The organism is Pseudomonas sp. MWU13-3659 (assembly GCF_023757525.1).
Classification (GTDB): Bacteria; Pseudomonadota; Gammaproteobacteria; order Pseudomonadales; family Pseudomonadaceae; genus Aquipseudomonas; species Aquipseudomonas entomophila_E.
The window spans coordinates 1-23,132 of sequence record NZ_JAMSHW010000048.1; the positions used below are offsets into that span (position 1 = coordinate 1).

Below are 23,132 nucleotides of genomic sequence, written 5' to 3' on the forward strand. Positions count from 1 at the left end.
AAGGGCGTACTCCGTGGCCTGGATGATGGTGTCTTCGAGGGAGTGGTGGTTGTGGGGTGGATCGGGGACGATCTTTAGCATGGTGATTTACCGTTGACGGTGCCACCACCAGCCTGCTGTCAAACAGAAGGGTGGCAGCTGTACGTGGGTTGACAGACCGGCGGTAAATCACACAAAAGTTCCGGCGCACGCAAGCGTGCCCGCACGTACAGCTGCCATAAAGGTTGAGCTGCGTGCAATTTGCCGTCACAGCCTGTCAACGCTGTATCGTTGATGTGCAACGACAGGCCGAGACTAGAGCCCCACCAGGGCGGCCGCAACGGAAAAAAGGCGGCAGCAGTATGTTTGGGAAATGGACTACAAGGAAGCGGTGAAATCTGATTTTCGCCAGGTATAAACCGTGGTCACTTCACAGGGGAGTCTTCGCTACGCCTGCAAAGGTAAGATAACCAGCCGTCACCCCCGAAAAGGAAGTCGCCATGCTGCCAGCCAAGGCCTGTGCCGTAGTGCTCTCATCCACACCGCAGCCGCGAATCCTTCTGTTTCGCCATCCCCTGGCCGGGGTGCAATTGGTGAAAGGCACCCTCGAACAGGGCGAGGCGCCGCGTGAGGCGGCTTTGCGCGAGTTGGCGGAGGAGTCGGGTATCCATGGCGCAACGATCAAGGATGACTTGGGCTGCTGGGCATCCGGACACCTTGAACAGGTCTGGTCGTTCCACCTGTGCCAGGTGCATTCGGCACTGCCCGAGCAATGGTCTCACCAGACCCTGGACGACCATGGCCACGTTTTCGATTTCTTCTGGGCACCACTCGATCAGTTGCCCTACGCGGACTGTCATCCCGTCTTCCAGCGAGCGCTGGCGTATCTGCACGAAGCGCTGGCCGCGAAGGGACATTGGCAGGATCAGGCAATCGCCTAGCCAGCGACCTTCAACCAAGGCCACCGTTCCCGATAGCTGTCGGCCTTGCGCCTGAACAGTACCGGCTGCGGGTTCCGATCATTCATTCTCAGCACATCGTTCTGCAGGTCTTCGAGGCCATAGGTGCTGTACAACTCACCCGTGCCGACATCCACGCCCAGGCAAGTGGAGTTGATGAGGTAGCGGTCTATCCCCTCGGTCACCGCCTGCAACGGCGGATAGTGTGCCCCGAACTTGGCTTCATACCAGAGATGAACCCTGGCCTGGTTGCGCACTTCCACATTGACCCCAAGGTGCTCGCAAGCGTCATGCACCCGGGCGATCACCCGATCCTCGGCCTCCCACGACAGGTCTTCATCGAAGTAGGCGATGTCGTAGTCCTTGATGCCCCATTCGGCTGCTCGGCCCGAGCGCACGTTCCAGAACGTCTGGAACAGGCAGCCTGCCGTTAGCATGCAGTTGGGCAGGTCCAGCGCAGGCAGCATCGCTAGCAATGCGCGATTGGTGGCGTTCTCCAGTGCGATGTCCAAAACGCGCTCGTGGGTCAGCGAAACCATGTCGTTCATCCTTGTCCGGTGATTTGCGCTCAGGTGTGTGGGTACCCGTGAACCGCTGAGTCGAGATGAATGTGTTTCTGCTTTTCTGGGGTGAAGGGCGTATCTAGCGTAGCCAACGCGATGGAAACCCAGTCGGCGAACTCGCCCTGCGAGCGGGACCAGAACAAGGAGGAGCCGCAACGTGCGCAGAACGTGCGCAGTACCGATTCGGAAGAGGGGTATTCGGTGAGATAGTCAGCCCCTTCCAGTACCCGCAGCGTATCGCGAGGCACGCTGCCGTAAGTGGCGTACAGCGCGCCGTGCCCCTTGCGACACTGGCTGCAATGGCAATGGCTGACCGCCTTTGGCGCGGTCTGCAATTCATAGCGTACCGCCGTGCACAGGCAGCTGCCTTGATAGGTATCGTTCATTTGATCATTTCCAGCCTTGAGCCTGGTGCTTGCGAGGGGTTCGACGAAGCGGTTGTGGCGCGGTTGAGATTGAGCGCCGCTGCGCGCCGCATCGCGGATGAATCCGCTCCTACAGGCCAGGGTTGCCAGCTCGAAATATAGCGTTGTGCCAACAAGGCGGACAATCATGCCCTGTGTGTAGGAGCGGATTCATCCGCGATGCGGCGCTCCCCACGACGAATCCCGCGCCAAGGGTCATAATCCCCCCTTAATCACCATCCTGTGCAATGCCAGCTTCCCCACCCCAGGAGACTTCCCCATGCACGTTCTGCTCTGCGAGGACGACGACCTGATCGCCAGCGGCATCTGCGCCGGGCTCTCGGCCCAGGGCCTGACCGTGGACCGGGTGGCGAGCGCGTCGCAGGCGCGGCAGATGCTCCAGGCCGCGCAGTTCGACGTGATGATCCTCGACCTGGGGCTGCCCGACGAAGATGGCCTGAAGCTGTTGCGCCGCCTGCGCCAGCAGGGCGAGACGCTACCAGTGCTGGTGCTGACCGCGCGCGATGCGGTCACCGACCGGGTCGATGGGTTGCAGGCGGGAGCCGACGACTACCTGCTCAAACCGTTCGACCTGCGCGAACTGGCGGCGCGCCTGCACACCTTGCTGCGCCGGGTGGCGGGGCGGGCGGTCAATATGATCGAGCATGGGCCGCTGTGCTACGACCCGAGCAGTTGCGTGGCCACCTTGGCCGGCGCACCGGTCGACTTGTCGCGTCGCGAGCAGGCGCTGCTGCAGGCGCTGCTGCAGAACCCGGGGCGGGTGCTGTCCAGCGAGCAATTGAAAGACTGCGTGTACGGCTTCAGCGACGAAGTCGAAAGCAACGCCCTCAACGTGCATATCCACCATCTACGCCGCAAGCTGGGCAACGGCATCGTCGAGACCGTGCGCGGCCTGGGCTATCGGCTGGGGCCAGCGCAGGCGCCGCAGGAGGCGTCGTCGTGAGCTTGCGTGTCCGCCTGTCGTTGATTCTCGGCAGCGCCTTCATCGTCATCTGGGTGCTGGCGGCGGCGTGGATGCTGCGCGACCTGCGCCAGCAGATGATGTTCTCCCTCGACCAGCGCCTGGTAGCGTCGGCGCGCATGGTGGCCGGGCTGATCGACCAATTGCCGCAGCCGTTGACGGCCAAGGGGCAGGATGCGCACTTCTCCGCGGACCAGTTCAGCGTGCCGGATGGCATGGCCTGCCAGGTGAGTTCCCTGCGCGGTGAGATCCTGGCCAGCAACCACAAGCATGACGGCACGATGGACGACCAGCGCAGCGGCTTCCGCGACCAGACCATCGACGGCGCCTCCTGGCGAACCTTCACCTACAACCATGGCGATGTGCGCATCACCACCGCCGACCGCCACCAGGAGCGCGAGGCGCTGAACCAGTCGATCCTGCTGGCGGCGTCGGCGCCGGTACTGATGGCGCTGCTGGGCAGCCTGGGGCTGTTGTGGATCGGCCTGGGCAAGGGCCTTGAGCCGTTAAACCGCATGCGCGACGCCTTGCGCAGGCGGCGTGCCGACAGTGTCGAGCCGTTGCAGGTGGCGGGCCTGCCCAGCGAGCTGCAACCGCTGCTCGACACGCAGAACCAGCTGTTCCTGCGCATCGCCCAGACCATCGAGCGCGAGCGTCGGCTTACCGACGATGCCGCCCATGAGCTGCGCAGCCCGCTGACCGCAATCAAGACCCACTTGCAGGTGGCGCGGATGACCGACGGCGCGGTGCGCGAGCAGGCCCTGGAACACGCCGAGCAAGGCACCGACCGCATGCACCGCACGTTGGAGCAATTGCTGATGCTGGCGCGGGTCGAGGGCAGCCTGTCGTTCGACGACGGCGTGCAGTGCAGCGCCGAGCAGGTGGCGTTGCAGGCGATCCAGGATGCCGGTGGGGGTGACAACCGGCGCATTCTGCTGCGCTTGCCGGAGGATGCCGCCAAGGTCTACCTGGGGATGCCGGCGCCGCTGGCAGTGGCGGCCTTGCGCAACCTGCTGGACAACGCCCTGCGCCATGGTGGCGATGCGGCGGTGGAGCTGGAGGTGCAGGCACTGGAGGGGCAGGTGGACTTCCTGGTGCGCGACCATGGGCCGGGGATTGCCCAGGAGGACTTGCAGCACCTGACTGAGCGCTTCTGGCGCAATGGCCAGAGTGGTGGGTGTGGGTTGGGGTTGGCGATCGTCCAGGCGATTGTCCAGCGTTGCGCGGGAAGCCTGCGCTTCGACAGCCAGGCCGATGGTTTGCGGGTGAGGTTGCAGGTGCCGGCGCGTTCGGGCGCTTGAGCGGTGTTGCCTGCTCTGGCCCATTCGCCGGCAAGCCGGCTCCTACAGGCATGGCCAGGCACCAGGTGGGCAAAGGCGTCACAAATCCCACGCCAGCGGCTAAATCCTTTCCTCGCTGAAGCGTTTTCCAAGCGATGACCACCCGACACACATCCGGTTAAAGGGCGCGTGGCGGGCACTTTCGCTTGCTTGCGAGGACTTTTCCGATGTCGACCGTTTCCAGCCTTGCCCAGGCGCTGCCGGCCTCCGCGCCCCAGGCCCTGTACGAATTCGCGGACTCGCCACTGCTGTTGCGCCAGCAGCAACAGGAGTCAAACGCCCGCAGTTACCCCCGGCGCATCCCGCTGGCGCTCAAGCGCGCCCGTGGCATCCATGTGGAAGACGTCGAGGGCCGTCAGTTCATCGACTGCCTGGCGGGTGCCGGCACCCTGGCCCTTGGGCACAACCACCCGGTGGTGGTCGAGGCGATCAAGCGCGTGCTGGCCGATGAGCTGCCACTGCACACCCTCGACCTGACCACGCCGGTCAAGGACCAGTTCGTCCAGGACCTGTTCGGCCTGTTGCCCGAGGCCTTGCGTCGCGAGGCGAAGATCCAGTTCTGCGGCCCCACCGGCACCGACGCCGTGGAAGCGGCGCTCAAGCTGGTGCGCACCGCCACCGGGCGCAGCACCGTGCTGGCGTTCCAGGGCGGTTACCACGGCATGACCCAGGGCGCCCTGAGCCTGATGGGCAGCCTGGGGCCGAAGAAGCCATTGGGGGCGTTGCTCAGCAATGGCGTGCAGTTCCTGCCGTACCCCTATGACTACCGTTGCCCGTTCGGCCTGGGGGGCGAGGCGGGCGTTCGCGCCAACCTGCATTACCTGGAGAACCTGCTGAACGACCCCGAGGCCGGCGTGGCCTTGCCGGCGGCGGTGATCGTCGAGGTGGTGCAGGGCGAGGGCGGGGTGATCCCGGCCGATATCGAGTGGCTGCGCGGTCTGCGTCGGATCACCGAGCAGGCCGGCGTGGCGCTGATCGTCGACGAGATCCAGAGTGGTTTCGCCCGTACCGGCAAGATGTTCGCCTTCGAGCACGCCGGGATCGTGCCGGATGTGCTCACCTTGTCGAAGGCCATCGGTGGCAGCCTGCCGCTGGCGGTGATGGTCTACCGCGACTGGCTCGACACATGGTCGCCGGGTGCCCATGCGGGCACCTTCCGAGGTAACCAGATGGCCATGGCGGCGGGGTCTGCGGTGATGAACTACCTGGTCGAGCATGGCCTCTGCGAGCATGCCGAGGCCATGGGGCAGCGCCTGCGTGGGCATCTGCAGCGCCTGCAGCGGGACTATCCAGTGTTGGGGGACATCCGCGGGCGTGGGTTGATGCTGGGTGTCGAACTGGTCGACCCGGCGGGCGAGGTCGATGCCTTGGGTCACCCGCCGGCGTGCCGGACCCTGGCGCCGAAGGTGCAGCGCGAATGCCTGCGCCGTGGCTTGATTCTCGAGCTGGGCGGCCGGCATGGCGCGGTGGTGCGTTTCCTGCCTCCGCTGATCATCAGTGCCGAACAGATCGACGAGGTCGCCGGGCGATTCGCCGAGGCCGTGGCAGCCGCGGTCAACTGACGCCGCGCACCCCTCCCTGTAGGAGCCAGCTTGCTGGCGAACCGTCACACCGCGGTTCGCCAGCAAGCTGGCTCCTACAGGAAGTGGCGCATCAATCGAATGTGCGGCCGTCGCGCCAGTAGCCCATCAATGTCAGGTTTTCCCGGGGTAGGCCGCGCTCCTTGATCAGGAACCGGCGAATGTCCATCACCGTCGCCGACTCGCCGGCGACCCAGGCGTAGAAGTCGCCACTCTCGCCACTCGCCAGCTCCCAGAGAATGCGCTGGTCGATGTCCACATCCTCCAGTTCCACCGAAGCGTTGGCGCGGATGACGGGCAGGCTGGCCAGTTCACGCACCGCATGCTGCATGCCGTGGCCGTGCGCGCAGCGCAGCAGGTCGCGGGGCAGCCAGTGCAGGCGAGTGGCGTGGCTGTGGCGCAAGGAGAGGCAGTCCTCTTCCAGCGGCACCTCGATGAACGCCTCCACGGGCAGGTCGGCAGCGTCCTGCGCCAGGTGCTCGAGGATGCCGGCGATGGCCGGCAGGGCGGTTTCGTCACCCACCAGCAGGATGCGTTGGGCGCTGCGCGGCGGCTTCCACTCGTACCCTCCTGGATCTTCCATGTACGCCAGGTTCGGGGCGACCATTTGCAGGCGGTCACCGATCCTGGCCTGGGTCGCCCAGGCCGACGCTGGCCCGTTCACGCCATGCAGCACGAAATCCACGTCCACCTCGCAGGCCTCACGGCGCAGGGCGCGGATGGTGTAGGTGCGCATGGGCGGCGTGTCCTGGGGCGCAAGATCGCGACGCGCCTGCTGCCATTGGCCGTCCTTGGGCAGGTGTGGTGGTTGCCCGGCAGGCGTTGGAAAGAACAACTTGATGCGCTGGTCCGGGGCCAGGGTGTGCATGTGCGCCACCTCCGGGCCGCCGAAGACGAAGCGGCACAGGGACGGGCTCAGGGGCTCGATGGCTTTCAGGTCGACATCGAAGATCCGGTAGGGGGTCGCTTTGGTAGGGCGAATCAACCGGGAGAGCAGGGAGGTCATGGTCGTACCTCTGTCGGTAGGGGGTACTGATCAGACGAGTCCGCACGGGCTTGAATTAGGCCAGCCCGGCTGGCGTTAAATTTTCCGCCCCGGCCTACGTCCTAGCTTGGATAGACACCGCAGCATGGCGGGAATGGACTGAGGCGCAATGACAATTTCTCGACGAGGATTCATCGCGGGCCTGGCCGTGGCGGGCGCCACGGGCACGGCTGCCTACTACGCGCACAAGAAGCTGACCCATGACCCGGAGGACGACATCGTCACACCCGGTGAGGCGAGCGTCGAGCTGGCCGATTATTCCGGCCAGGTGCTGGCGGATCGGTTGCGTGGCGTTTGGGACCTGCGCCTCGAAGGCGTCGACGCCGGCCTGGAGGGGTTGCCCGCCAAGGGCCTTGAGGTGTTTTTCGATGTGGCCACCAAGGGGCGTGGCTTGCGCGGTTACATCGATACCGGTGAGCGTCTGCGTGGTAACGGGGAGCCCGCCTACCGCGTGCTGGGCGACCTGGTCGGCGCCAATTCGCGTGAAGTGCGCTGGCGCCTGGTCGACACGCGCGGCCGCTCGGTCTACGAATGCGTGGCCAGCCTGGACGAGGTGTGGGGCCGTTACGCCAACGCGGGCACGGGTACCTTGAGCGGGCGCCTGCAGCGCCTGGACCGTCCGCTGACCATGCCCCTGTTGGACAACCGTTTCGTCGCGGTCAAGCGTCAGTTTCCCGAGGCTCGCGAGCGGCTCGTCTACACCCCGCAGATGCAGGCCTGGGTGATTGGCGCCGAACACCGTCTGTTCCACCAGCTGTGGCACGCGACCCGGGACAAATGGCATCGCCTGTCGGAGCAGAAACAGAACGCCTTGCGCGGCCTGGGCTGGCAGCCCGGCCCGAGGGATCGCGAGCGTGACGCCCGCGGCCCGCGCAAGCACCGCAATGGTTCCGGCATCGACTTCCTGTTCATGCACAGGCACATGCTGATGTACGCGCGTACCTTGCAGGATTTGCCTTCCTGGCCGCGCTTTCCGCTGCCGCAACCGAACGTCGAGTTCGATCGCCAAGGCTTTGCCCGTTACCACGACAACCACGATGGCTATTGCGTGCCACCGGCCTGGCAGGCGCCGGGTGACGATGCCTATGGCCAATGGGTATCGGCAATCAAGGCCAACGAGACGTTTTGCGGCAACTTCCAGGTCTGGGAGTCGCAGTACCAGGACCCGGTGTACCTGTCGAAGCTATCGCTGGGTGCCTTTGGTTCGGAACTGGAGATGACCCTGCACGACTGGTTGCACATGTGCTGGGCGTCGGTGCCACGCGACCCGAACAATGCCGCGCCCGTGCCGTTTGCCCGCGATCAGGCGGACTTCGCCGCGCGCTGGTTCGAGCCTGAGAATGACTTTCTGGGCGACCCGTTCTCGTCCCACGTCAACCCGGTGTTCTGGGGTTTCCATGGCTGGATCGACGACCGCATCGACGACTGGTTCCGTGCTCACGAGCGCTACCATCCCGGCCAGGTGCGCAGGCAGGACGTCAATGGCGTGCCCTGGTTCGCGCCGGGGCGCTGGGTGGAGGTCGACGACCCCTGGCTGGGGCCGGACACCCACGGTTGCAGCACCCAGCCGGGCACGCGCCCGGGCAAGTCGGTGGAGATGGATGTCGAGACCATGAAGCTGGCTTTGCGTATCACCTTTGGCGAGGACGACAAGATCGACGGGTTCCTGCGCAAGGTGCCGCAGCGGCCATGGTATGCGCGGCACCTGTCGATGAAGAACATCCTTTCCTGAGGGCCCATTCGCCGGCAAGCCGGCTCCTACAGATCCCCGTAGGAGCCGGCTTGCCGGCGAACATTGCTCTACAAGAAGGCAATGCCCTCACAGAAGGGCGCTGCGGATTCTCACGCCTTCGGCGTCTGCCATCCTCCCCCCAGCGCCTTGTACAGCGCCACGCTCCCCTGCAATCGCGCCAGGCGCAGCTGCGCCTGCTGATCCTGTGCCAGGTAGAGCGTGCGCTGGGTCTCGAGGACTGTCAGCAGGGTCTCGGCCCCGGCCGCATAGCGTCGCTGCGCCAGGTCGAAGGCGAGGCGGGCCTGTTCTACTTCCTGATCCTGCCACTGGCGCTGGCGCTCCACGCCATTGATGGCGTTCAGGGCCTTTTCCACATCGGCGAAACCCGCCAGGATGCTGGCCCTGTATTTTTCCAGCAGCTCTTGCTGTTCGGCGCGGGCCAGGTCCCGGGCTGCGCTCAGTCGGCCATTGTTGAAAATGGGCGCGGTGAGGCCGGCGGTGAGGGTGTAGTAGGGGCTGTCGCCAAGGTTGGCGAAGGTTCGCGCGCCGCTGCCCAGCGTCGCGCCCAGCACCAGGCGCGGCAGCATGGCGGCCCTGGCCACCTGCACATTGGCGCTGGCCGCCGCCAGGCGCGCCTCGGCGGCGGCGATGTCCGGGCGCCGTCCGAGCAGCTCGCTGGGCACGCCGCTGCCGATGCCGGGCCAGCGCAGTGCGTCGATCGTCTCGTTGCTGGCGGGCAGGGCTTGCACCGGATCGCCCAGCAACGTGGCCAGGGAGACGCGGTTGTCCTGCCGGCGCTGTTCGAGCAGGGGTAGCTGTCGCTCTTGAGCGGCTACCAGGCTACGTTGCTGAGCCAGCTCCAGGCGCGTGGCCGAGCCTGAGCGCTCTCGGGCCTCCACCAGCCCGAGCACATTCTTGGCGTTTTCCAGGTTCAGGCGGGCAATACGCAGTTGCTCTTCCAGGGCCAAACCTTGCAAATAGCTGTCGGCTACGGCACCGCTCAAGGTCAGCTCGACGACCTGGCGATCGAAGCGGCTGGCGTCCAGGCTGCGCAGGGCACTGTCACGGGTGGCGCGCAAACCACCCCAGAAATCGATTTCGTAACTGGCAATAAGGCGGGCGCCGAACGAGGTGCTCGTGCGTTCGCGGCTGCTGGCATCGAGCTGGTCGTTGCCTTCGCCGCGCAGCAAGCGCTGGCGAGAGCCATCCAGGCCGGACTTCACTTCGGGCAGCAAGGGCGCTCCGGCGATCACTGCGCTGGCCTGGGCCTGGCGCACCCGCGCCGCTGCGGCGGCAAGGTCGTGGCTGTTGCGACGGGCACGCTCGACCAGGTGATCGAGCTCGGTACTGGCGAATGCCTGCCACCATTGCTGGTCCGGCAAGGGCTGCGCCGGGTCGGTCATGCCTTGCCAGGTGGGTGGCGCGTCGATACCTGCCGCAGGTGGCGGCGGGGTGCTGCAGGCGGCGAGGCAAAGGCTGAGGCTCAACAGGCTGAAACGGCTGGGAAGTGTCATGGGCTATTCGCTGGTAAGGGCTTTGACCGGATCGAGACGGGCGGCCTTGCGTGCCGGCATGAAGCCGAACACCACGCCGGTGATCACGGCGCAAGCGAAGGCGCCAAGGATGGCGGGCAGGGCGAAGGCCACGGCGATGTCGGCCAGCAGCAAACCGCCGCCGACGAGCAGGGCGATGCCGATGCCGGTGACGCCGCCGACCATCGACAGCATCACCGCCTCGGTGAGGAACTGGCGCAGGATGTCGCGCTGGCGGGCGCCGGTGGCCATGCGGATGCCGATCTCGCGGGTGCGTTCGCGCACGGTCATGAGCATGATGTTCATCACCCCGATGCCGCCGACCAGCAGCGAGATCGCGGCGATCGCCCCGAGCATCAGCGACAGGCTGTTCTGGGTGCGGGCCTCGGCCTGGATCAGTGCGGCGTCGTTGGTCAGGTCGAAGTCGCGCTTGCCCTGGTGGCGCTGGCGCAGCAGGCGGTCGATGGCGGCTTCGGTCTCGTTCACCCGGCGCGAGTCGATGGCGGCGATGGCCACGTATTCCGGGTCGTGGCTGCCGAACAGGCGAATCGAGGCGGCGGAGTAGGGCACGACGATGCGTTCGTCGCTGTCCTCGCTGCCGGAGCTGGCGCCCTTGGCGGCGAGGATGCCGACCACCTGGAAGGGCACGTTGCCGATCAGCAGGTATTGCCCCAGCGGGTTGCTGCCTTCGCCGAACATCTTGCTGCGCACCTTCTGGCCGATCACTGCCACCGCGGCGCCGCCGGCTTCGTCGGCCTCGCTGAAGAAGGTGCCCTCGACCACCGGCCAGTTGAAGATGGCGGGGAACCAGGTGTTGTTGCCGCCGACATAGAACCGTTGGCTGCTGTTGCCCTGGCGCACCATCAACTGGCCGCCGATCACCGGCATGACATGCAGCACTTGCGGCAGTTCGCCGATCGCCGCGACATCGTCGAGGGTGACGATGCCGCCGGGTTCCTGGGCAGTGGCACGCTTGCCGTTGAGGTAGAGGATGTTGGAGCCGAACGCCGCCATTTGCGCCATCACCTGACGCTTGCTGCCTTCACCCACCGCCAGCATGACCACCACCGAAGCCACGCCGATGATGATGCCGAGCAGCGTCAGGGCGGTACGGAAGCGGTTGATCCACATGACCCGCCAGGCAGCCTGCAGGGCCTCGATCATCTCGCCTTTCCAGGCGCCCTTGAGGATGGCGCCGCGGTCCAGGCGCTGGCGCAGGTCATTGGCCTGCAGCTGCTCGGGTTGTGCCGGCGAAGGCTGCGAGGCGGCCGAATCGCTGACCATCTGGCCGTCACGGATCTCGATGATGCGTTGTGCGCGCGCCGCCACTTCTCGGTCGTGGGTGATGAGGATGATCACATGGCCCTGGCTGGCCAGTTCGTCGAGCAAGGTCATGACCTCGGCGCCGCTGTGGCTGTCCAGGGCGCCGGTGGGTTCGTCGGCAAGAATGATATGGCCGCCATTCATCAAGGCCCGGGCAATCGACACGCGTTGTTGCTGGCCGCCGGACAGCTGGTGCGGACGGTTGCCGGTACGGCTGGCCAGGCCCAGGCGATCGAGCAGGGCAAGGGCGCGGGCGTGGCGTTCGGCGGGCGGCGTACCGGCGTAGATGGCCGGCATCTCGACGTTCTCCTGGGCCGAGCCCGAGGGGATCAGGTGGTAGCCCTGGAATACGAAACCGAACGCCTCGCGGCGCAGCCAGGCCAGCTCGTCGCTGTCCAGTTCCGCCACATCGCGGCCGGCAAAACGGTAGCTGCCGGACGTGGGTCGGTCGAGGCAACCGAGGATGTTCATCAGCGTGGACTTGCCGGAGCCCGAGGCGCCGACGATGGCGACGAATTCGCCGGGGTGGATGCTCAGGCTGATGCCTTGCAGCACTTCCACCTTGGGTGAATCGATACCGCCATATGCCTTGCGGATATCGCACAGCTCGATCAGGGGAGCACTCATGTCAGCCTCCGCTGGCGGTGGGCGCGCCGATGACCAGGCGTTCGCCTTCGCGCAGGCCGTCGAGGATCTGCACGCGCAGCCGGTCGCTCAACCCGGTGCGCACCTGACGCGCCTCGACCTTGCCATCGGCGTTCAGCACCTGGGCCAGGCGCAGCTCGCTGCCGGGCGTTTCGTCGAGTGCCGCGAGCGGGGCGCTGAGTACCTGGCTGGCCTGGCCGGCGACGAAGAACACCTGGGTGGTCATCTCGGCCATCAGGGCGCCGTCGGGGTTTTCGACATCCAGCAGCACGGTGTATTGCACTACCTTGCTGGCGCTGGTGCCGGCCGTGGCGCTGGCCGGGCTGCCGCTGCCCTGGCCGGATTGCTCCAGCGGCTTGGGCGGGATCGGCAGGATCTGCCTGACGGTGCTGCTCCAGCGCCGCTTGCCGCCGGCCAGGGTGGTGAAGTAGGCGGTCATGCCGGGTTTGACCTTGCCGATGTCCGCCTCGGAGACCTGGGCCCAGACGGTCATTGGCGACAGTTTGGCGATACGCAGGATCAGCGGCGTCTGCTGCTGGGCATTGAGGGTTTGCCCCTCGCGGGCGTCCACCGCCACCACGGTGCCGTCCATGGGGGCGTAGATACGGGTGTAGCCCAACTCCGCCTCGTCGCTGCGCAGGCTGGCCTGGGCCTGGCGGATCTGGGCCTGGTACATGTCGATACGCGCCTGGGTCACTTTCAGTTGGGCCTGGGCTGCCTGCAGGTCTTCCTGGCGCGTGGCGCCGGCGGCGGCCAGGTCGTGCTGGCGCTGGTACTGCTGCTGGGCGAGGACGAACTGGGCGCGTTGCTCGGCGAGCTGGGCCTTGAGGTTTTCGATCGAGAAACGCCCGGCATCCAGCTTGGCCTGCTGGGTGGAGGGGTCTATCTCGACCAGCAGTTGGCCTTGGCGCACTTCATCGCCGGCTTCGGCATGCAACTTGCGGATCTGTCCGGACGCCTGGGCGCCGACATCGACATAGCGCCTGGGCTGCAGGGTGCCCAATGCCGTGACGCTGCTCTCGATGTCGGTGCGGGTCACCGGCACGGTACTGACGGTGGCACCGCCGAAGGGCAGGGCCTTCCAGGCCAGCAGGCAGCCCAGGCCAAGCAGGCCCAGTGTGGCGCAGGCCAGGCGGCGGGTGTTGGATGTGCGAGTCATGCGGACTTCCAGCCGGAGGGAGTGGCCGAGGACGGCAGGGCGCGTTCCCGGGGGTGCCAGTTAAACGAATGCCAGGCAAGGCGATTTAATCCGGGGAGAAGGCTGAACGCCGTGTTGCTGAGAATAATTATAATTTGTAAGATCGCACGCTGATATCATCCAGACCCGCAACCCTGCAGGTCAGTGCGTGTGCAGGGGAACGCCAGGTGCCGTCGTGGAACATTACTATCGCGAATTGGTGAGCTTCCTCTGCGCACGCCTGGGCAATCGCCAGGCCGCAGAGGATGTCGCCCATGACGCCTACCTACGGGTGCTGGAGCGCACCGAAGGCGAGCAGATCGAGCATCCGCGCGCCTTCCTCTATCGCACCGCCCTGAACCTGGTGGTCGATCGCCATCGTCGTCACCAGATCCGCCAGGTCGAGCCGCTGGAAGTGCTCGACAGCGACGAGCGCTGGCACAGCCCGGCCCCTGTTCAAAGCATGCAACTCGACCAGCGCCTGGCCCTGATGCAGCGCGCGCTGGATGAGCTGAGCGCGCAATGCCGCGACAGTTTCCTGTTGCGCAAGATCGACGGCCTGTCCCACCAGCAGATCGCCGAGCGCCTGGGCATTTCCCGCAGCCTGGTGGAAAAGCACATCGTCAATGCCATGAAGCACTGCCGCGTGCGCATGCGCCTCTGGGAATCCTGAACACGCCGTGAAGCGCGGGTGAAAATTTCCTGTAGTGGCAACTTGATTTCTGGATGTTTCAAGGCAACTATCAATAAAGACCCCGCTCAGGCGCTGCGCCTGACGTTTGCCTTCACGGGCGCAGTTCGGTCACGGAGCCACTTTCATCACCTAGCTGCCTGGGCCCGGACGATGCCGAACAAGACCTTGCGCATCCTCATCGCGGATGAGCACCCCGACCAGCGTCTGCAGCTGGAAAAACTGCTCAATGGCCTGGGCTACTACCGTATCGCCCCGGTGGAGAGTTTCGACGACCTGCAGCGCCTGGTACACAGTGCCCTGCAGCCGTTCAACCTGCTGGTCGGCAACATCGAGCTGGCCAGCCATGCGGGTGTAGACCTGGCGCGTTTCTGCCGGGTCAGCGCGCAGATCCAGCATGCCTTGCTCTACCACTCCCTGAAGCTGAAGATCCCGGCCGTGCCGGCGGGCGAGCGTCAGGCCGTGAGTGTCAGCCTGCCCGGGGTACCCGATAACCAGGCCATGGAGACGTTCATGGCGATCATCGACATGCCGCTGAAGGTCGGTGAGATACCGTTGCCGCCGAGCCTGGCCGGCGGCAACGGTTACCCCAAACGACGTATCAACTTCGCCCAGACGGTGTTCAGCCGCTCTTCTTGAGCCCGTCAGCGATCCCGCGTCCTCGGCATTTGCTATCCTCTGGCCTTTTGCCAAGTTGCGGAACCTGCCATGACTGCCATCGATACCGCCCGCGCGCCCCGGTTCAGCCGCGGCGACCACCGGACCTTGGGCCTGGCGGCGCTGGGCGGCGCCCTGGAAATCTACGATTTCATCATCTTCGTGTTCTTCGCCCTGACCCTCAGCCAGCTGTTCTTCCCGCCCGAGATGCCGGAGTGGCTGCGCCTGCTGCAGAGCTTCGGGATCTTCGTCACGGGCTACCTGGCGCGGCCGCTGGGTGGGATCCTGATGGCCCACTTCGCCGACCATCTGGGGCGCAAGCGGGTGTTCAGCCTGAGCATCCTGATGATGGCGCTGCCCTGCCTGCTGATCGGGGTGATGCCGACCTACGCCGACATCGGTTATGCCGCGCCGCTGATCCTGCTGGCCTTGCGTATTCTCCAGGGCGCCGCCGTGGGGGGCGAGGTGCCCAGCGCCTGGACCTTCGTCGCCGAGCATGCTCCGGCTGGACGGCGCGGCTATGCGCTGGGCTTCCTGCAAGCCGGTCTTACCTTTGGTTACCTGCTCGGGGCGCTGACCGCAACCTTGCTGGCGCAGCTCTACACGCCCCAGGAGATTCTCGATTACGCCTGGCGTTATCCGTTCCTGCTGGGTGGCGTGTTCGGTGTGATCGGCGTCTGGCTGCGCCGCTGGCTCGGCGAGACGCCGGTATTCCTGGCCCTGCGCGAGCGCCAGGAGCGTCCGGTGACGTTCCCGTTGCGCAGGGTGCTGGGCGAACATCGCCGCTCGTTGATTCCCGCTGCGCTGCTGACCTGCGTGCTGACGTCGGCGGTAGTGGTGCTGGTGGTGATCACCCCGACGGTGATGCAACAGCGTTTCGGCATGAGCGCCGGGCACACCTTCGCCCTCAGCAGCGTGGGCATCGTCTTTCTCAATATTGGTTGCGTGCTGGCCGGTTTTCTGGTCGACCGTATTGGCGCCTGGCGTGCGCTGATGATCTACAGCCTGTTGTTGCCGCTGGGCGTTGGTGCGCTATATGCCAGCCTGGTAGGGCAGTGGGGCGTGACCTGGCTGGCCTATGCCCTGGCCGGGTTGTCCTGTGGCGTGGTAGGGGTGGTGCCGTCGGTGATGGTCGGGTTGTTTCCGGCCGAGATCAGGGTTTCGGGGATTTCCTTCACCTATAACGTTGCCTATGCGCTATGGGCAAGCACCACGCCGTTGGCGTTGATTGCACTGATGCCGTGGAGCCCGTGGGTGTGTGTCGGTTTTTGTCTGATCATGGGCGTGGTGGGGCTGCTGACGGCACTGTATTTCGGGCGTCGGGAGCCGTTGGTGTTCGGTGTGGAGTCGATGCCGATCATGTGTGGTGACAAATGAGGCCGTAAGGGTGGCGAAGGGCTGAGGCAAGCTTCCAGGCGGGGGTTATTGGAATAACCTATTAGCCAAATTTAACCTGGAAGGTTAATTTCTCATGGAAAAGAGAACGCCTCATTGCTCACTTGCACGTGTGCAGGCCCTGCTGGCTGAAGGCTTGGTGCGAATTACCCACGCTGAGACCAAAGGTGCTGCAGAGCTGGGCATCAGTGAAGAGCAGTTGCTGGCCGGTGTCGCGCAGCTTACCCGTGGCGACTTCTACAAGAGCATGACCAGCTTTGCGGATCACCGTGTCTGGCATGATGTTTATCGTCCCATGACTCCAGTGGGCAGGGTGTATCTCAAGCTGGTGGTAATCAATGACTTGCTCATTGTGTCTTTCAAGGAGCTGTAAGCCATGAAGTGTCCGATCTGTGGGGCTGGAGAGCTGGTTCAGGCAGTCCGCGACCTGCCATACATGTACAAGGGCGAGGCGATGGTCATTCTGCAGGTCGAGGCCGAGTTCTGCTCGGCATGCGACGAAGCGATCATGACTGTGCCGGTGGCCCGACGAGTGAACGCTGAAATGCGCGCATTCAATCAACGCGTCAATGCCATGGCTGTAGACCCTGGTTTCATTGCCACTGTTCGCCGGAAATTCGATCTCGATCAGCGTGAAGCCGGTGAGATTTTTGGCGGCGGCGTCAATGCCTTCTCCCGCTACGAGAACGGCAAGACCAAGCCGCCGCTGGCACTGATCAAGCTGTTCAAGTTGCTCGACCGCCATCCTGAGTTGTTCGAGGAAGTCAGAACTACCTGACGCTATCGATCACGAAAAAGCCCCCGGGCCTCACGGCCAGGGGGCTTTTTCTTGCCGCAAGGGCAGGGCTTACATGTTCGGGTAGTTTGGCCCGCCCGCGCCTTCAGGGGTGACCCAGGTGATGTTCTGCGCTGGGTCCTTGATGTCGCAGGTCTTGCAGTGCACGCAGTTCTGCGCGTTGATCTGGAAGCGCTTGTTGCCGTCTTCCTGGGTGACCACTTCGTACACGCCGGCCGGGCAGTAGCGCTGGGCCGGTTCGTCGTACAGCGGCAGGTTGCTGGCGATCGGGATGTTCGGGTCGGTCAGCTTCAGGTGGCAGGGTTGTTCCTCTTCATGGTTGGTGCTGGAGAGGAATACCGAGCTGAGCTTGTCGAAGCTGAGCTTGCCGTCCGGTTTCGGGTAGTCGATTTTCTGCGAGTCGGCCGCGAGCTTGAGGCAGGCGTAGTCCGGCTTGGTGTCGTGCAGGGTGAAGGGCAGCTTGCCGCCGAACCAGTTCTGGTCGACGTAGTTGAACGCGCCACCGAACAGCGGGCCGAACTTGTGCAGCGCCGGGCCGAAGTTGCGGCTGGCGAACAGCTCTTCATGCAGCCAGCTGGCCTTGAACGCGCTGACGTAGCCGTTAAGCTGGTCGCCGCCTTCGCTGCCGGCGATCAATGCGTCGGCTACCGCTTCGGCGGCGAGCATGCCGGACTTCATCGCGGTATGGCTGCCCTTGATCTTGGAGAAGTTCAGGGTGCCCAAGTCGCAACCAATCAGCGCGCCGCCGTTGAACACCATCTTCGGCAGCGAGTTCAGGCCGCCCTTGCAGATGGCGCGGGCACCGTAGCTGATGCGCTTGCCGCCTTCGAGGTACTGGGCCATCACCGGGTGGTGCTTCAGGCGCTGGAATTCGTCGAACGGCGAGAGATACGGGTTGGCGTAGGACAGGTCGACGATCAGGCCCACCACTACCTGGTTGTTTTCCAGGTGATAGAGGAAGGAGCCGCCAGTGTTCTCGGCGCTCACTACATCCAGCGGCCAGCCGGCGGTGTGTACCACCAGGCCTTGCTCGTGCTTGGCCGGGTCGATTTCCCAGATTTCCTTGAGGCCAATGCCGTAGTGCTGGACGTCGGATTCGTTGTCCAGGTCGAAGCGCTTGATCAGCTGCTTGCCGATATGGCCACGGCAGCCTTCGGCGAACAGGGTGTACTTGGCGCGCAGTTCCATGCCTGGGGTGTAGAGGCCTTCTTTCGGGTTGCCTTCGCGGTCGACACCGAGGTCGCCGGTGACGATGCCACGGACTACGCCGTTTTCATCGAACAGCGCCTCTTGTGCGGCGAAGCCCGGGTAGATTTCCACGCCCAGGTTCTCGGCCTGCTGGGCCAGCCAGCGGCACAGGTTGCCCAGGGAGATGATGTAGTTGCCGTGGTTGTGCATGGTCTTGGGCACGAACAGGTCGGGGACCTTGGTCGAGCTGTCGGCACTTTTCAGCACATAGATGTCGTCGCGCTTCACTTCGGTGTTCAGCGGCGCGCCGAGTTCCTTCCAGTCGGGGAACAGCTCGTTCAGGGCGCGGGGTTCGAACACCGCGCCGGAGAGGATATGGGCGCCGACTTCGGAGCCTTTCTCGACCACGCAGACGCTGATCTCGCTACCGGCTTCGGCGGCCTTCTGCTTCAGGCGGCAGGCGGCGGACAGGCCCGCCGGGCCTGCGCCGACGATGACCACGTCGAATTCCATGTATTCGCGTTCCACTGGTTCTCTCCTACTCAAGGCTCATCGCTGTTGCTTGTCTTATGGGTGCTTGACGGTCATGCACGGCATGCGGCTGCTGTAGCTTCGTGGATGACGGACTACACCGTCTTGTCTTGGCCGCGCATTATATCTACACCACTTGGCGGGTCCAATACAAACGTTTGTTTGAATTTGCCGGAGCCCAGTAAAATCAAAGGTACGCGGCTGGAGGGTGGCCAATTTGCCGTATTGACCGGATTGGGTGTTACGGTCAAGATACGAGCGCTTTTACGCTCGCCGTAGGCTGACCGTCGGGCGCAGGTGCACCCCTAAAGACCAGGCGTGGAGCAGGGTTTGCGGGCCGAATCAGGTTTTGTAGTGGAGTCTACACGCCACGACAGAAAATGACCCGAGGGTTTTCGAACCCAAGGTCGTGACAGGACTGATCGGTCACTTGAAATTTTCCCGCCCCGGAACGTTTTTAGAGGTGCCCTTGTACCCACGCGCATTCGCCGGGCAGCCCCCAGGCGATCTTCTTTTCACCGGAGAGTAACGAGGAATCCATGAAGGTTCTTGTAGCTGTCAAACGAGTGGTCGACTACAACGTCAAGGTTCGCGTCAAGGCGGACAACTCCGGCGTTGACCTTGCAAACGTCAAGATGTCCATGAACCCCTTCTGCGAAATCGCCGTGGAAGAAGCCGTCCGCCTTAAAGAAAAGGGCGTGGCGAGCGAAATCGTCGTCGTCAGCATCGGGCCGACCGCCGCGCAGGAGCAACTGCGTACCGCCCTGGCCCTGGGTGCCGACCGCGCCATCCTGGTCGAAGCCGCCGACGAGTTGAGCTCCCTGGCCGTGGCTAAGGCGCTGAAAGCCGTTGTCGAAAAAGAGCAGCCACAGCTGGTCATCCTCGGCAAGCAAGCCATCGACAGTGACAACAACCAGACCGGCCAGATGCTGGCCGCGCTGACCGGCTACGCCCAGGGTACCTTCGCCTCCAAGGTCGAAGTCGCCGGCGACAAGGTCAACGTCACCCGTGAAATCGATGGTGGCCTGCAGACCGTTGCGCTGAACCTGCCAGCCATCGTCACCACCGACCTGCGCCTGAACGAGCCACGCTACGCGTCGCTGCCGAACATCATGAAGGCCAAGAAGAAGCCGCTGGAAACCGTTACTCCAGACGCGCTGGGCGTTTCCCTCGCCTCCACCAGCAAGACCCTCAAGGTCGAAGCGCCTGCCGCCCGCAGCGCAGGTATCAAGGTCAAGTCGGTGGCCGAACTGGTCGAGAAGCTGAAGAACGAAGCGAAGGTAATCTAAATGACTATCCTGGTTGTCGCTGAACACGAGAACGGTGCCGTAGCCCCGGCCACCCTGAACACTGTCGCTGCCGCCGCCAAGATTGGTGGTGATGTGCATGTGCTGGTCGCTGGCCAGAACGTCGGTGGCGTCGCTGAATCCGCTGCCAAGATTGCCGGCGTGGCCAAGGTGCTGGTCGCGGACAACGCTGCCTACGCCCACGCCTTGCCGGAAAACGTCGCGCCGCTGGTAGCCGAGCTGGCCAAGGGTTACAGCCACGTGCTGGCTCCGGCCACCACCAACGGCAAGAACATCCTGCCGCGCGTTGCCGCGCTGCTGGACGTCGACCAGATTTCCGAGATCATCTCGGTTGAATCCGCCGACACCTTCAAGCGCCCGATCTACGCCGGTAACGCCATTGCCACCGTGCAATCGAGCGCCGCGGTCAAGGTCATCACCGTGCGTACCACCGGCTTCGATGCCGTGGCCGCCGAAGGTGGCTCGGCCGCCGTCGAAGCGGTTGCTGCCGCTCACGACGCCGGCAAGTCGGCCTTCGTCAACGAAGAGCTGGCCAAGTCCGACCGCCCTGAGCTGACTGCCGCCAAGATCGTCGTTTCCGGCGGCCGTGGCATGGGCAACGGTGACAACTTCAAGCACCTGTACGCCCTGGCCGACAAGCTCGGCGCCGCCGTCGGTGCCTCGCGCGCCGCAGTCGACGCAGGCTTCGTGCCGAACGACATGCAGGTCGGCCAGACCGGCAAGATCGTCGCGCCACAGCTGTACATCGCCGTCGGTATCTCCGGCGCGATTCAGCACCTGGCCGGCATGAAGGACTCGAAAGTGATCGTCGCGATCAACAAGGACGAGGAGGCGCCGATCTTCCAGGTAGCCGACTACGGCCTGGTCGCCGACCTGTTCGAAGCGGTTCCTGAGTTGGAAAAGCTGGTCTGATCCGGCGGCTTCACTTATAAAGAAGCCCGGCCCTCATCTCGAGGGCCGGGCTTTTTTTATGGATGCAAGGAGTGTTGCATGGCGTTGCGCTGGAGCAAGGGGATGTTGGCCTGTGCGCTGGTACTGCTGTCGACCTCGGTGTGGGCAGTGGGCAAATGCGAGCGGCTGGTGGCCACGGGCAGCCCGGATGCGCCGCCCTATTCCTGGCAGGACCCGAGCGATCCGAAGCACCTGATTGGCGCCAACGTCGACCTGCTGCGTCAGGCGGCGAGCGAGTTAGGGGTGAAGGTGGACGTGCTGCATGCCGGTCGGCGTGACCAGGCGCTGGAGGAGGTGCGCAGTGGGCGTATGGACCTGCTGCTCGACACTCCCATGCAGGTTGCCCAGCTGACTGCACTGGACTATATCCACCCGGCTCTGCAACTCAACGAGTACCTGGTATGGACCCGGCATGACGCAACACTTGCGTTCGAGGGGCCGGCGGACCTGGCCCACTACCAGGGAAGTCTGTCGGAAAAGGCTCGATTGACGCCGGCATTCGAGGCGTTTGCCAAGGCCCAGTTGAAGCTGGAGCCTGCGCAGAATCTCACCCAGGCATTCCAGAAGTTGGTGCTTGGCCAGGTCGACTATGTACTGGCTGGCCGGTACTCCGGCATGGCCATGGCCCAGAGCCTGGGAGTGGGCAATGACTTGGTCGCCCGTGGCCTGCCGGTGGACCGTCCGGGTCTGTATCTGGCGGTGTCGCACAACTCGGCTTGCAACGACAGCTGGTTGCGCGGACAACTGGCAAAAAAACTGACAGAATTGCCGATCTCCGGGGCGACCGAGGCCGTGCTGCAGCGCAATGTCGAGCGCTGGAAGGCGCAGATGCAGGCGCCGCTGGACGCCCCTAAACACTAGGAAGATTGCGTGAGAATCCAACCTCTTATTCTTGCCCTGGTCGTGTTCGGCCTGGCCGGCTGCGCCAACGACCCGGCGCCCCATGAACAGCTGCGCCTTTCCGAGCAGGCGTTGGAACAGGCCAAGGCCGTTGGTGCCACTGACCAGGTGCCTGAGTACAAACTGGCCGAAGACAAGCTGGCCCGCGCCAAGGCCAACATGACCACCGAGAGCTACCGGGACGCGCGCATGCGCGCCGAGCAGGCTGAACTGGACGCGCGCCTGGCCGAGGCGCGTGTGCTGACCCAGAAGAGCGAGGAGCAGTTGCAGGTGTTGCAGTCGCGGATCAAGCGTTTGCGCAAGCAGTTGGAGGTGCAGCCATGAATCGCCTGAAGCCCATGGCGGCACTGGCCTTGATGGCGCTGGTCGGATTGCAGGGCTGCGCCAGCCAGCGCAGCGAGTCGGCGCTGGATGACGCCAGCACGGCGTTCCAGAAGGTCAAGGACGATTCCAATGTGCTGCGCAGCGCGCCGCGCGACGTGATTCGCGCAGGTGAGTCGCTGGGGCGTGCGGAGCGCCTGGCCGGTTATATCGGCACCGGCAGCGACGTGCGTCACTATGCCTATCTGAGCCAGCGCTACAGCGAAATTGCCGGTGAGCATGCCAAGCTGGCGCTGAACCAGGAGCGTCTGGCCAAGCTCGACCTCGAGCGTCAGCGCCTGCAGTTGGGCTTGCGCGAAGCCAAGCTCGCCAGTGTTCAGCAGCAGGGCAAATGGGTCGAGGCGCAGATTGTTGCGTTGGCATCCGAGCAGACCGACCGTGGGTTGGTGATGACCCTTGGTGATGTGCTGTTCGACACAGGGGAGGCGGACCTGAAGAACTCTGCCAGCCGTACCGTGCTCAAGCTGGTGCAGTTCCTGCAGCTCAATCCGCGTCGCGTGGTGCGTATCGAGGGTTACACCGACAGCACCGGCAACCCGGAAGATAATCTCAAGCTGTCCCGTGATCGTGCTCAGTCGGTTGCCGACATGCTGGTCGATCTTGGGGTCGACGAGAAGCGTATCCAGGTTGAAGGGTATGGTGACCAGTATCCGGTGGAGGCAAATGCCTCGGAGCGGGGCAGGGCGCAGAACCGTCGGGTCGAGATCGTTTTCTCCGATGACAAGGGCAAGATCGCTCCGGCGCGTTGAGTTCAGGCTTTTCATTCGCGGGCAAGCCCGTTCCCACAGAAACTACGTACATGCTGTGGGAGCGGGCTTGCCCGTGAATGGGCTGGAATAATCAATAGATAACTACCAGCCTGACAAGCAACTTTAAATTCCTTGATCTTGATCTTGATCTTGATCTTGATCTTGATCTTGATCTTGATCTTGATCTTGATCTTGATCTTGATCTTGATCTTGATCTTGATCTTGATCTTGATCTTGCTTCTAAGTGCGCGATAGTTCAGGCGCCGCCAAATGCGACTTCAGGAGGCCGAACGTAGGACTTGCGTAGCGGGGCGACGGGCATGGA

22 protein-coding genes are annotated in these 23,132 nt (G+C 64.1%); 15 read left to right on the forward strand and 7 right to left on the reverse strand.

The annotated features are described in order from the left end of the window. Positions 1 to 479 precede the first annotated feature (479 nt). Entirely contained in the window at positions 480 to 920 is a 441-nt protein-coding gene (locus NGM28_RS27150) for an NUDIX hydrolase (RefSeq protein ID WP_252092372.1), read from the forward strand. Here NGM28_RS27150 and NGM28_RS27155 read toward each other — a convergent pair. Together NGM28_RS27155 and NGM28_RS27160 are read right to left on the reverse strand one after the other, a co-directional pair. Beyond that, positions 917 to 1,477, reverse strand: coding sequence for a nucleotidyltransferase family protein (locus NGM28_RS27155; protein ID WP_252092373.1), 561 nt, complete (start codon positions 1,475 to 1,477; stop codon positions 917 to 919). The two genes, NGM28_RS27150 and NGM28_RS27155, sit on opposite strands and share 4 nt — an antisense overlap. Positions 1,478 to 1,506: 29 nt before the next feature. Next, positions 1,507 to 1,887, reverse strand: coding sequence for a GFA family protein (locus NGM28_RS27160; protein ID WP_252092374.1), 381 nt, complete (start codon positions 1,885 to 1,887; stop codon positions 1,507 to 1,509). 298 nt (positions 1,888 to 2,185) lie between these two features. Here NGM28_RS27160 and NGM28_RS27165 point away from each other — a divergent pair, with 298 nt between their 5' ends. From NGM28_RS27165 to NGM28_RS27175, 3 genes are all read left to right on the forward strand, one after another. Then, the gene (locus tag NGM28_RS27165; protein ID WP_252092375.1) at positions 2,186 to 2,869 is read left to right on the forward strand and encodes a response regulator; all 684 of its coding nucleotides are present in this window, start codon (positions 2,186 to 2,188) and stop codon (positions 2,867 to 2,869) included. Beyond that, positions 2,866 to 4,188, forward strand: coding sequence for an ATP-binding protein (locus NGM28_RS27170; protein ID WP_252092376.1), 1,323 nt, complete (start codon positions 2,866 to 2,868; stop codon positions 4,186 to 4,188). The genes NGM28_RS27165 and NGM28_RS27170 overlap by 4 nt, the downstream gene beginning before the upstream one ends. 206 nt (positions 4,189 to 4,394) lie before the next feature. After that, positions 4,395 to 5,789, forward strand: coding sequence for an aspartate aminotransferase family protein (locus NGM28_RS27175; RefSeq protein ID WP_252092377.1), 1,395 nt, complete (start codon positions 4,395 to 4,397; stop codon positions 5,787 to 5,789). A 91-nt stretch (positions 5,790 to 5,880) separates the two neighbouring features. Here the strand turns inward: NGM28_RS27175 and NGM28_RS27180 are convergent, their stop codons facing one another. Next, complete coding sequence (locus tag NGM28_RS27180; protein ID WP_252092378.1) at positions 5,881 to 6,813, reverse strand: siderophore-interacting protein; 933 nt, start codon at positions 6,811 to 6,813, stop codon at positions 5,881 to 5,883. Positions 6,814 to 6,961: 148 nt separating this feature from the next. Between NGM28_RS27180 and pvdP the strand changes: the two genes are divergently transcribed. Further along, complete coding sequence (gene pvdP / locus NGM28_RS27185) at positions 6,962 to 8,584, forward strand: pyoverdine maturation tyrosinase PvdP (protein ID WP_252092379.1); 1,623 nt, start codon at positions 6,962 to 6,964, stop codon at positions 8,582 to 8,584. A gap of 110 nt (positions 8,585 to 8,694) precedes the next feature. Here the strand turns inward: pvdP and NGM28_RS27190 are convergent, their stop codons facing one another. The 3 genes from NGM28_RS27190 to NGM28_RS27200 are packed head-to-tail and all read right to left on the reverse strand — an operon-like array spanning position 8,695 to position 13,243. Beyond that, positions 8,695 to 10,098: an efflux transporter outer membrane subunit gene (locus NGM28_RS27190; RefSeq protein WP_252092380.1), complete on the reverse strand. Its 1,404-nt coding sequence runs from the start codon at positions 10,096 to 10,098 to the stop codon at positions 8,695 to 8,697. A 3-nt stretch (positions 10,099 to 10,101) separates the two neighbouring features. After that, the gene (locus NGM28_RS27195) at positions 10,102 to 12,066 is read right to left on the reverse strand and encodes a MacB family efflux pump subunit (protein ID WP_240065315.1); all 1,965 of its coding nucleotides are present in this window, start codon (positions 12,064 to 12,066) and stop codon (positions 10,102 to 10,104) included. A 1-nt stretch (position 12,067) separates the two neighbouring features. After that, the gene (locus tag NGM28_RS27200; RefSeq protein WP_240065314.1) at positions 12,068 to 13,243 is read right to left on the reverse strand and encodes an efflux RND transporter periplasmic adaptor subunit; all 1,176 of its coding nucleotides are present in this window, start codon (positions 13,241 to 13,243) and stop codon (positions 12,068 to 12,070) included. A gap of 214 nt (positions 13,244 to 13,457) precedes the next feature. On the opposite strand from NGM28_RS27200, the gene NGM28_RS27205 reads away from it, so the two are divergent. The 5 genes from NGM28_RS27205 to NGM28_RS27225 all read left to right on the forward strand — a co-directional run bounded on the left by NGM28_RS27205 (position 13,458) and on the right by NGM28_RS27225 (position 16,782). Further along, positions 13,458 to 13,934 carry a sigma-70 family RNA polymerase sigma factor gene (locus NGM28_RS27205; protein WP_240065313.1) on the forward strand — a complete coding sequence of 159 codons (477 nt, stop codon included), beginning with the start codon at positions 13,458 to 13,460 and terminating at the stop codon, positions 13,932 to 13,934. A gap of 171 nt (positions 13,935 to 14,105) precedes the next feature. Continuing rightward, positions 14,106 to 14,591, forward strand: a complete 486-nt coding sequence (locus NGM28_RS27210) for a histidine kinase (protein ID WP_240065312.1) — start codon at positions 14,106 to 14,108, stop codon at positions 14,589 to 14,591. A gap of 69 nt (positions 14,592 to 14,660) precedes the next feature. Beyond that, positions 14,661 to 15,986, forward strand: a complete 1,326-nt coding sequence (locus NGM28_RS27215; RefSeq protein ID WP_252092381.1) for an MFS transporter — start codon at positions 14,661 to 14,663, stop codon at positions 15,984 to 15,986. A gap of 94 nt (positions 15,987 to 16,080) precedes the next feature. Then, positions 16,081 to 16,377 carry a type II toxin-antitoxin system MqsR family toxin gene (locus NGM28_RS27220; protein ID WP_252092382.1) on the forward strand — a complete coding sequence of 99 codons (297 nt, stop codon included), beginning with the start codon at positions 16,081 to 16,083 and terminating at the stop codon, positions 16,375 to 16,377. 3 nt (positions 16,378 to 16,380) lie between these two features. Next, the gene (locus NGM28_RS27225) at positions 16,381 to 16,782 is read left to right on the forward strand and encodes a type II TA system antitoxin MqsA family protein (RefSeq protein ID WP_252092383.1); all 402 of its coding nucleotides are present in this window, start codon (positions 16,381 to 16,383) and stop codon (positions 16,780 to 16,782) included. Positions 16,783 to 16,851: 69 nt separating this feature from the next. Here the strand turns inward: NGM28_RS27225 and NGM28_RS27230 are convergent, their stop codons facing one another. Continuing rightward, positions 16,852 to 18,516: an electron transfer flavoprotein-ubiquinone oxidoreductase gene (locus NGM28_RS27230; RefSeq protein WP_240065308.1), complete on the reverse strand. Its 1,665-nt coding sequence runs from the start codon at positions 18,514 to 18,516 to the stop codon at positions 16,852 to 16,854. A gap of 542 nt (positions 18,517 to 19,058) precedes the next feature. On the opposite strand from NGM28_RS27230, the gene NGM28_RS27235 reads away from it, so the two are divergent. The 5 genes from NGM28_RS27235 to NGM28_RS27255 all read left to right on the forward strand — a co-directional run bounded on the left by NGM28_RS27235 (position 19,059) and on the right by NGM28_RS27255 (position 22,807). Further along, positions 19,059 to 19,808, forward strand: coding sequence for an electron transfer flavoprotein subunit beta/FixA family protein (locus NGM28_RS27235; protein WP_252092384.1), 750 nt, complete (start codon positions 19,059 to 19,061; stop codon positions 19,806 to 19,808). Further along, positions 19,809 to 20,738, forward strand: coding sequence for an electron transfer flavoprotein subunit alpha/FixB family protein (locus NGM28_RS27240; protein ID WP_011534764.1), 930 nt, complete (start codon positions 19,809 to 19,811; stop codon positions 20,736 to 20,738). Between the two features lie 78 nt (positions 20,739 to 20,816). Beyond that, positions 20,817 to 21,638: a substrate-binding periplasmic protein gene (locus NGM28_RS27245; RefSeq protein WP_252092385.1), complete on the forward strand. Its 822-nt coding sequence runs from the start codon at positions 20,817 to 20,819 to the stop codon at positions 21,636 to 21,638. Positions 21,639 to 21,647: 9 nt separating this feature from the next. Beyond that, a complete protein-coding gene (locus NGM28_RS27250; RefSeq protein ID WP_240065305.1) occupies positions 21,648 to 22,001 on the forward strand; it encodes a DUF4398 domain-containing protein in 354 nt (117 codons plus the stop codon). Continuing rightward, positions 21,998 to 22,807 carry an OmpA family protein gene (locus tag NGM28_RS27255; protein ID WP_252092386.1) on the forward strand — a complete coding sequence of 270 codons (810 nt, stop codon included), beginning with the start codon at positions 21,998 to 22,000 and terminating at the stop codon, positions 22,805 to 22,807. Before NGM28_RS27250 ends, NGM28_RS27255 begins: the two co-directional genes overlap by 4 nt. The last annotated feature ends 325 nt before the right edge of the window (positions 22,808 to 23,132 follow it).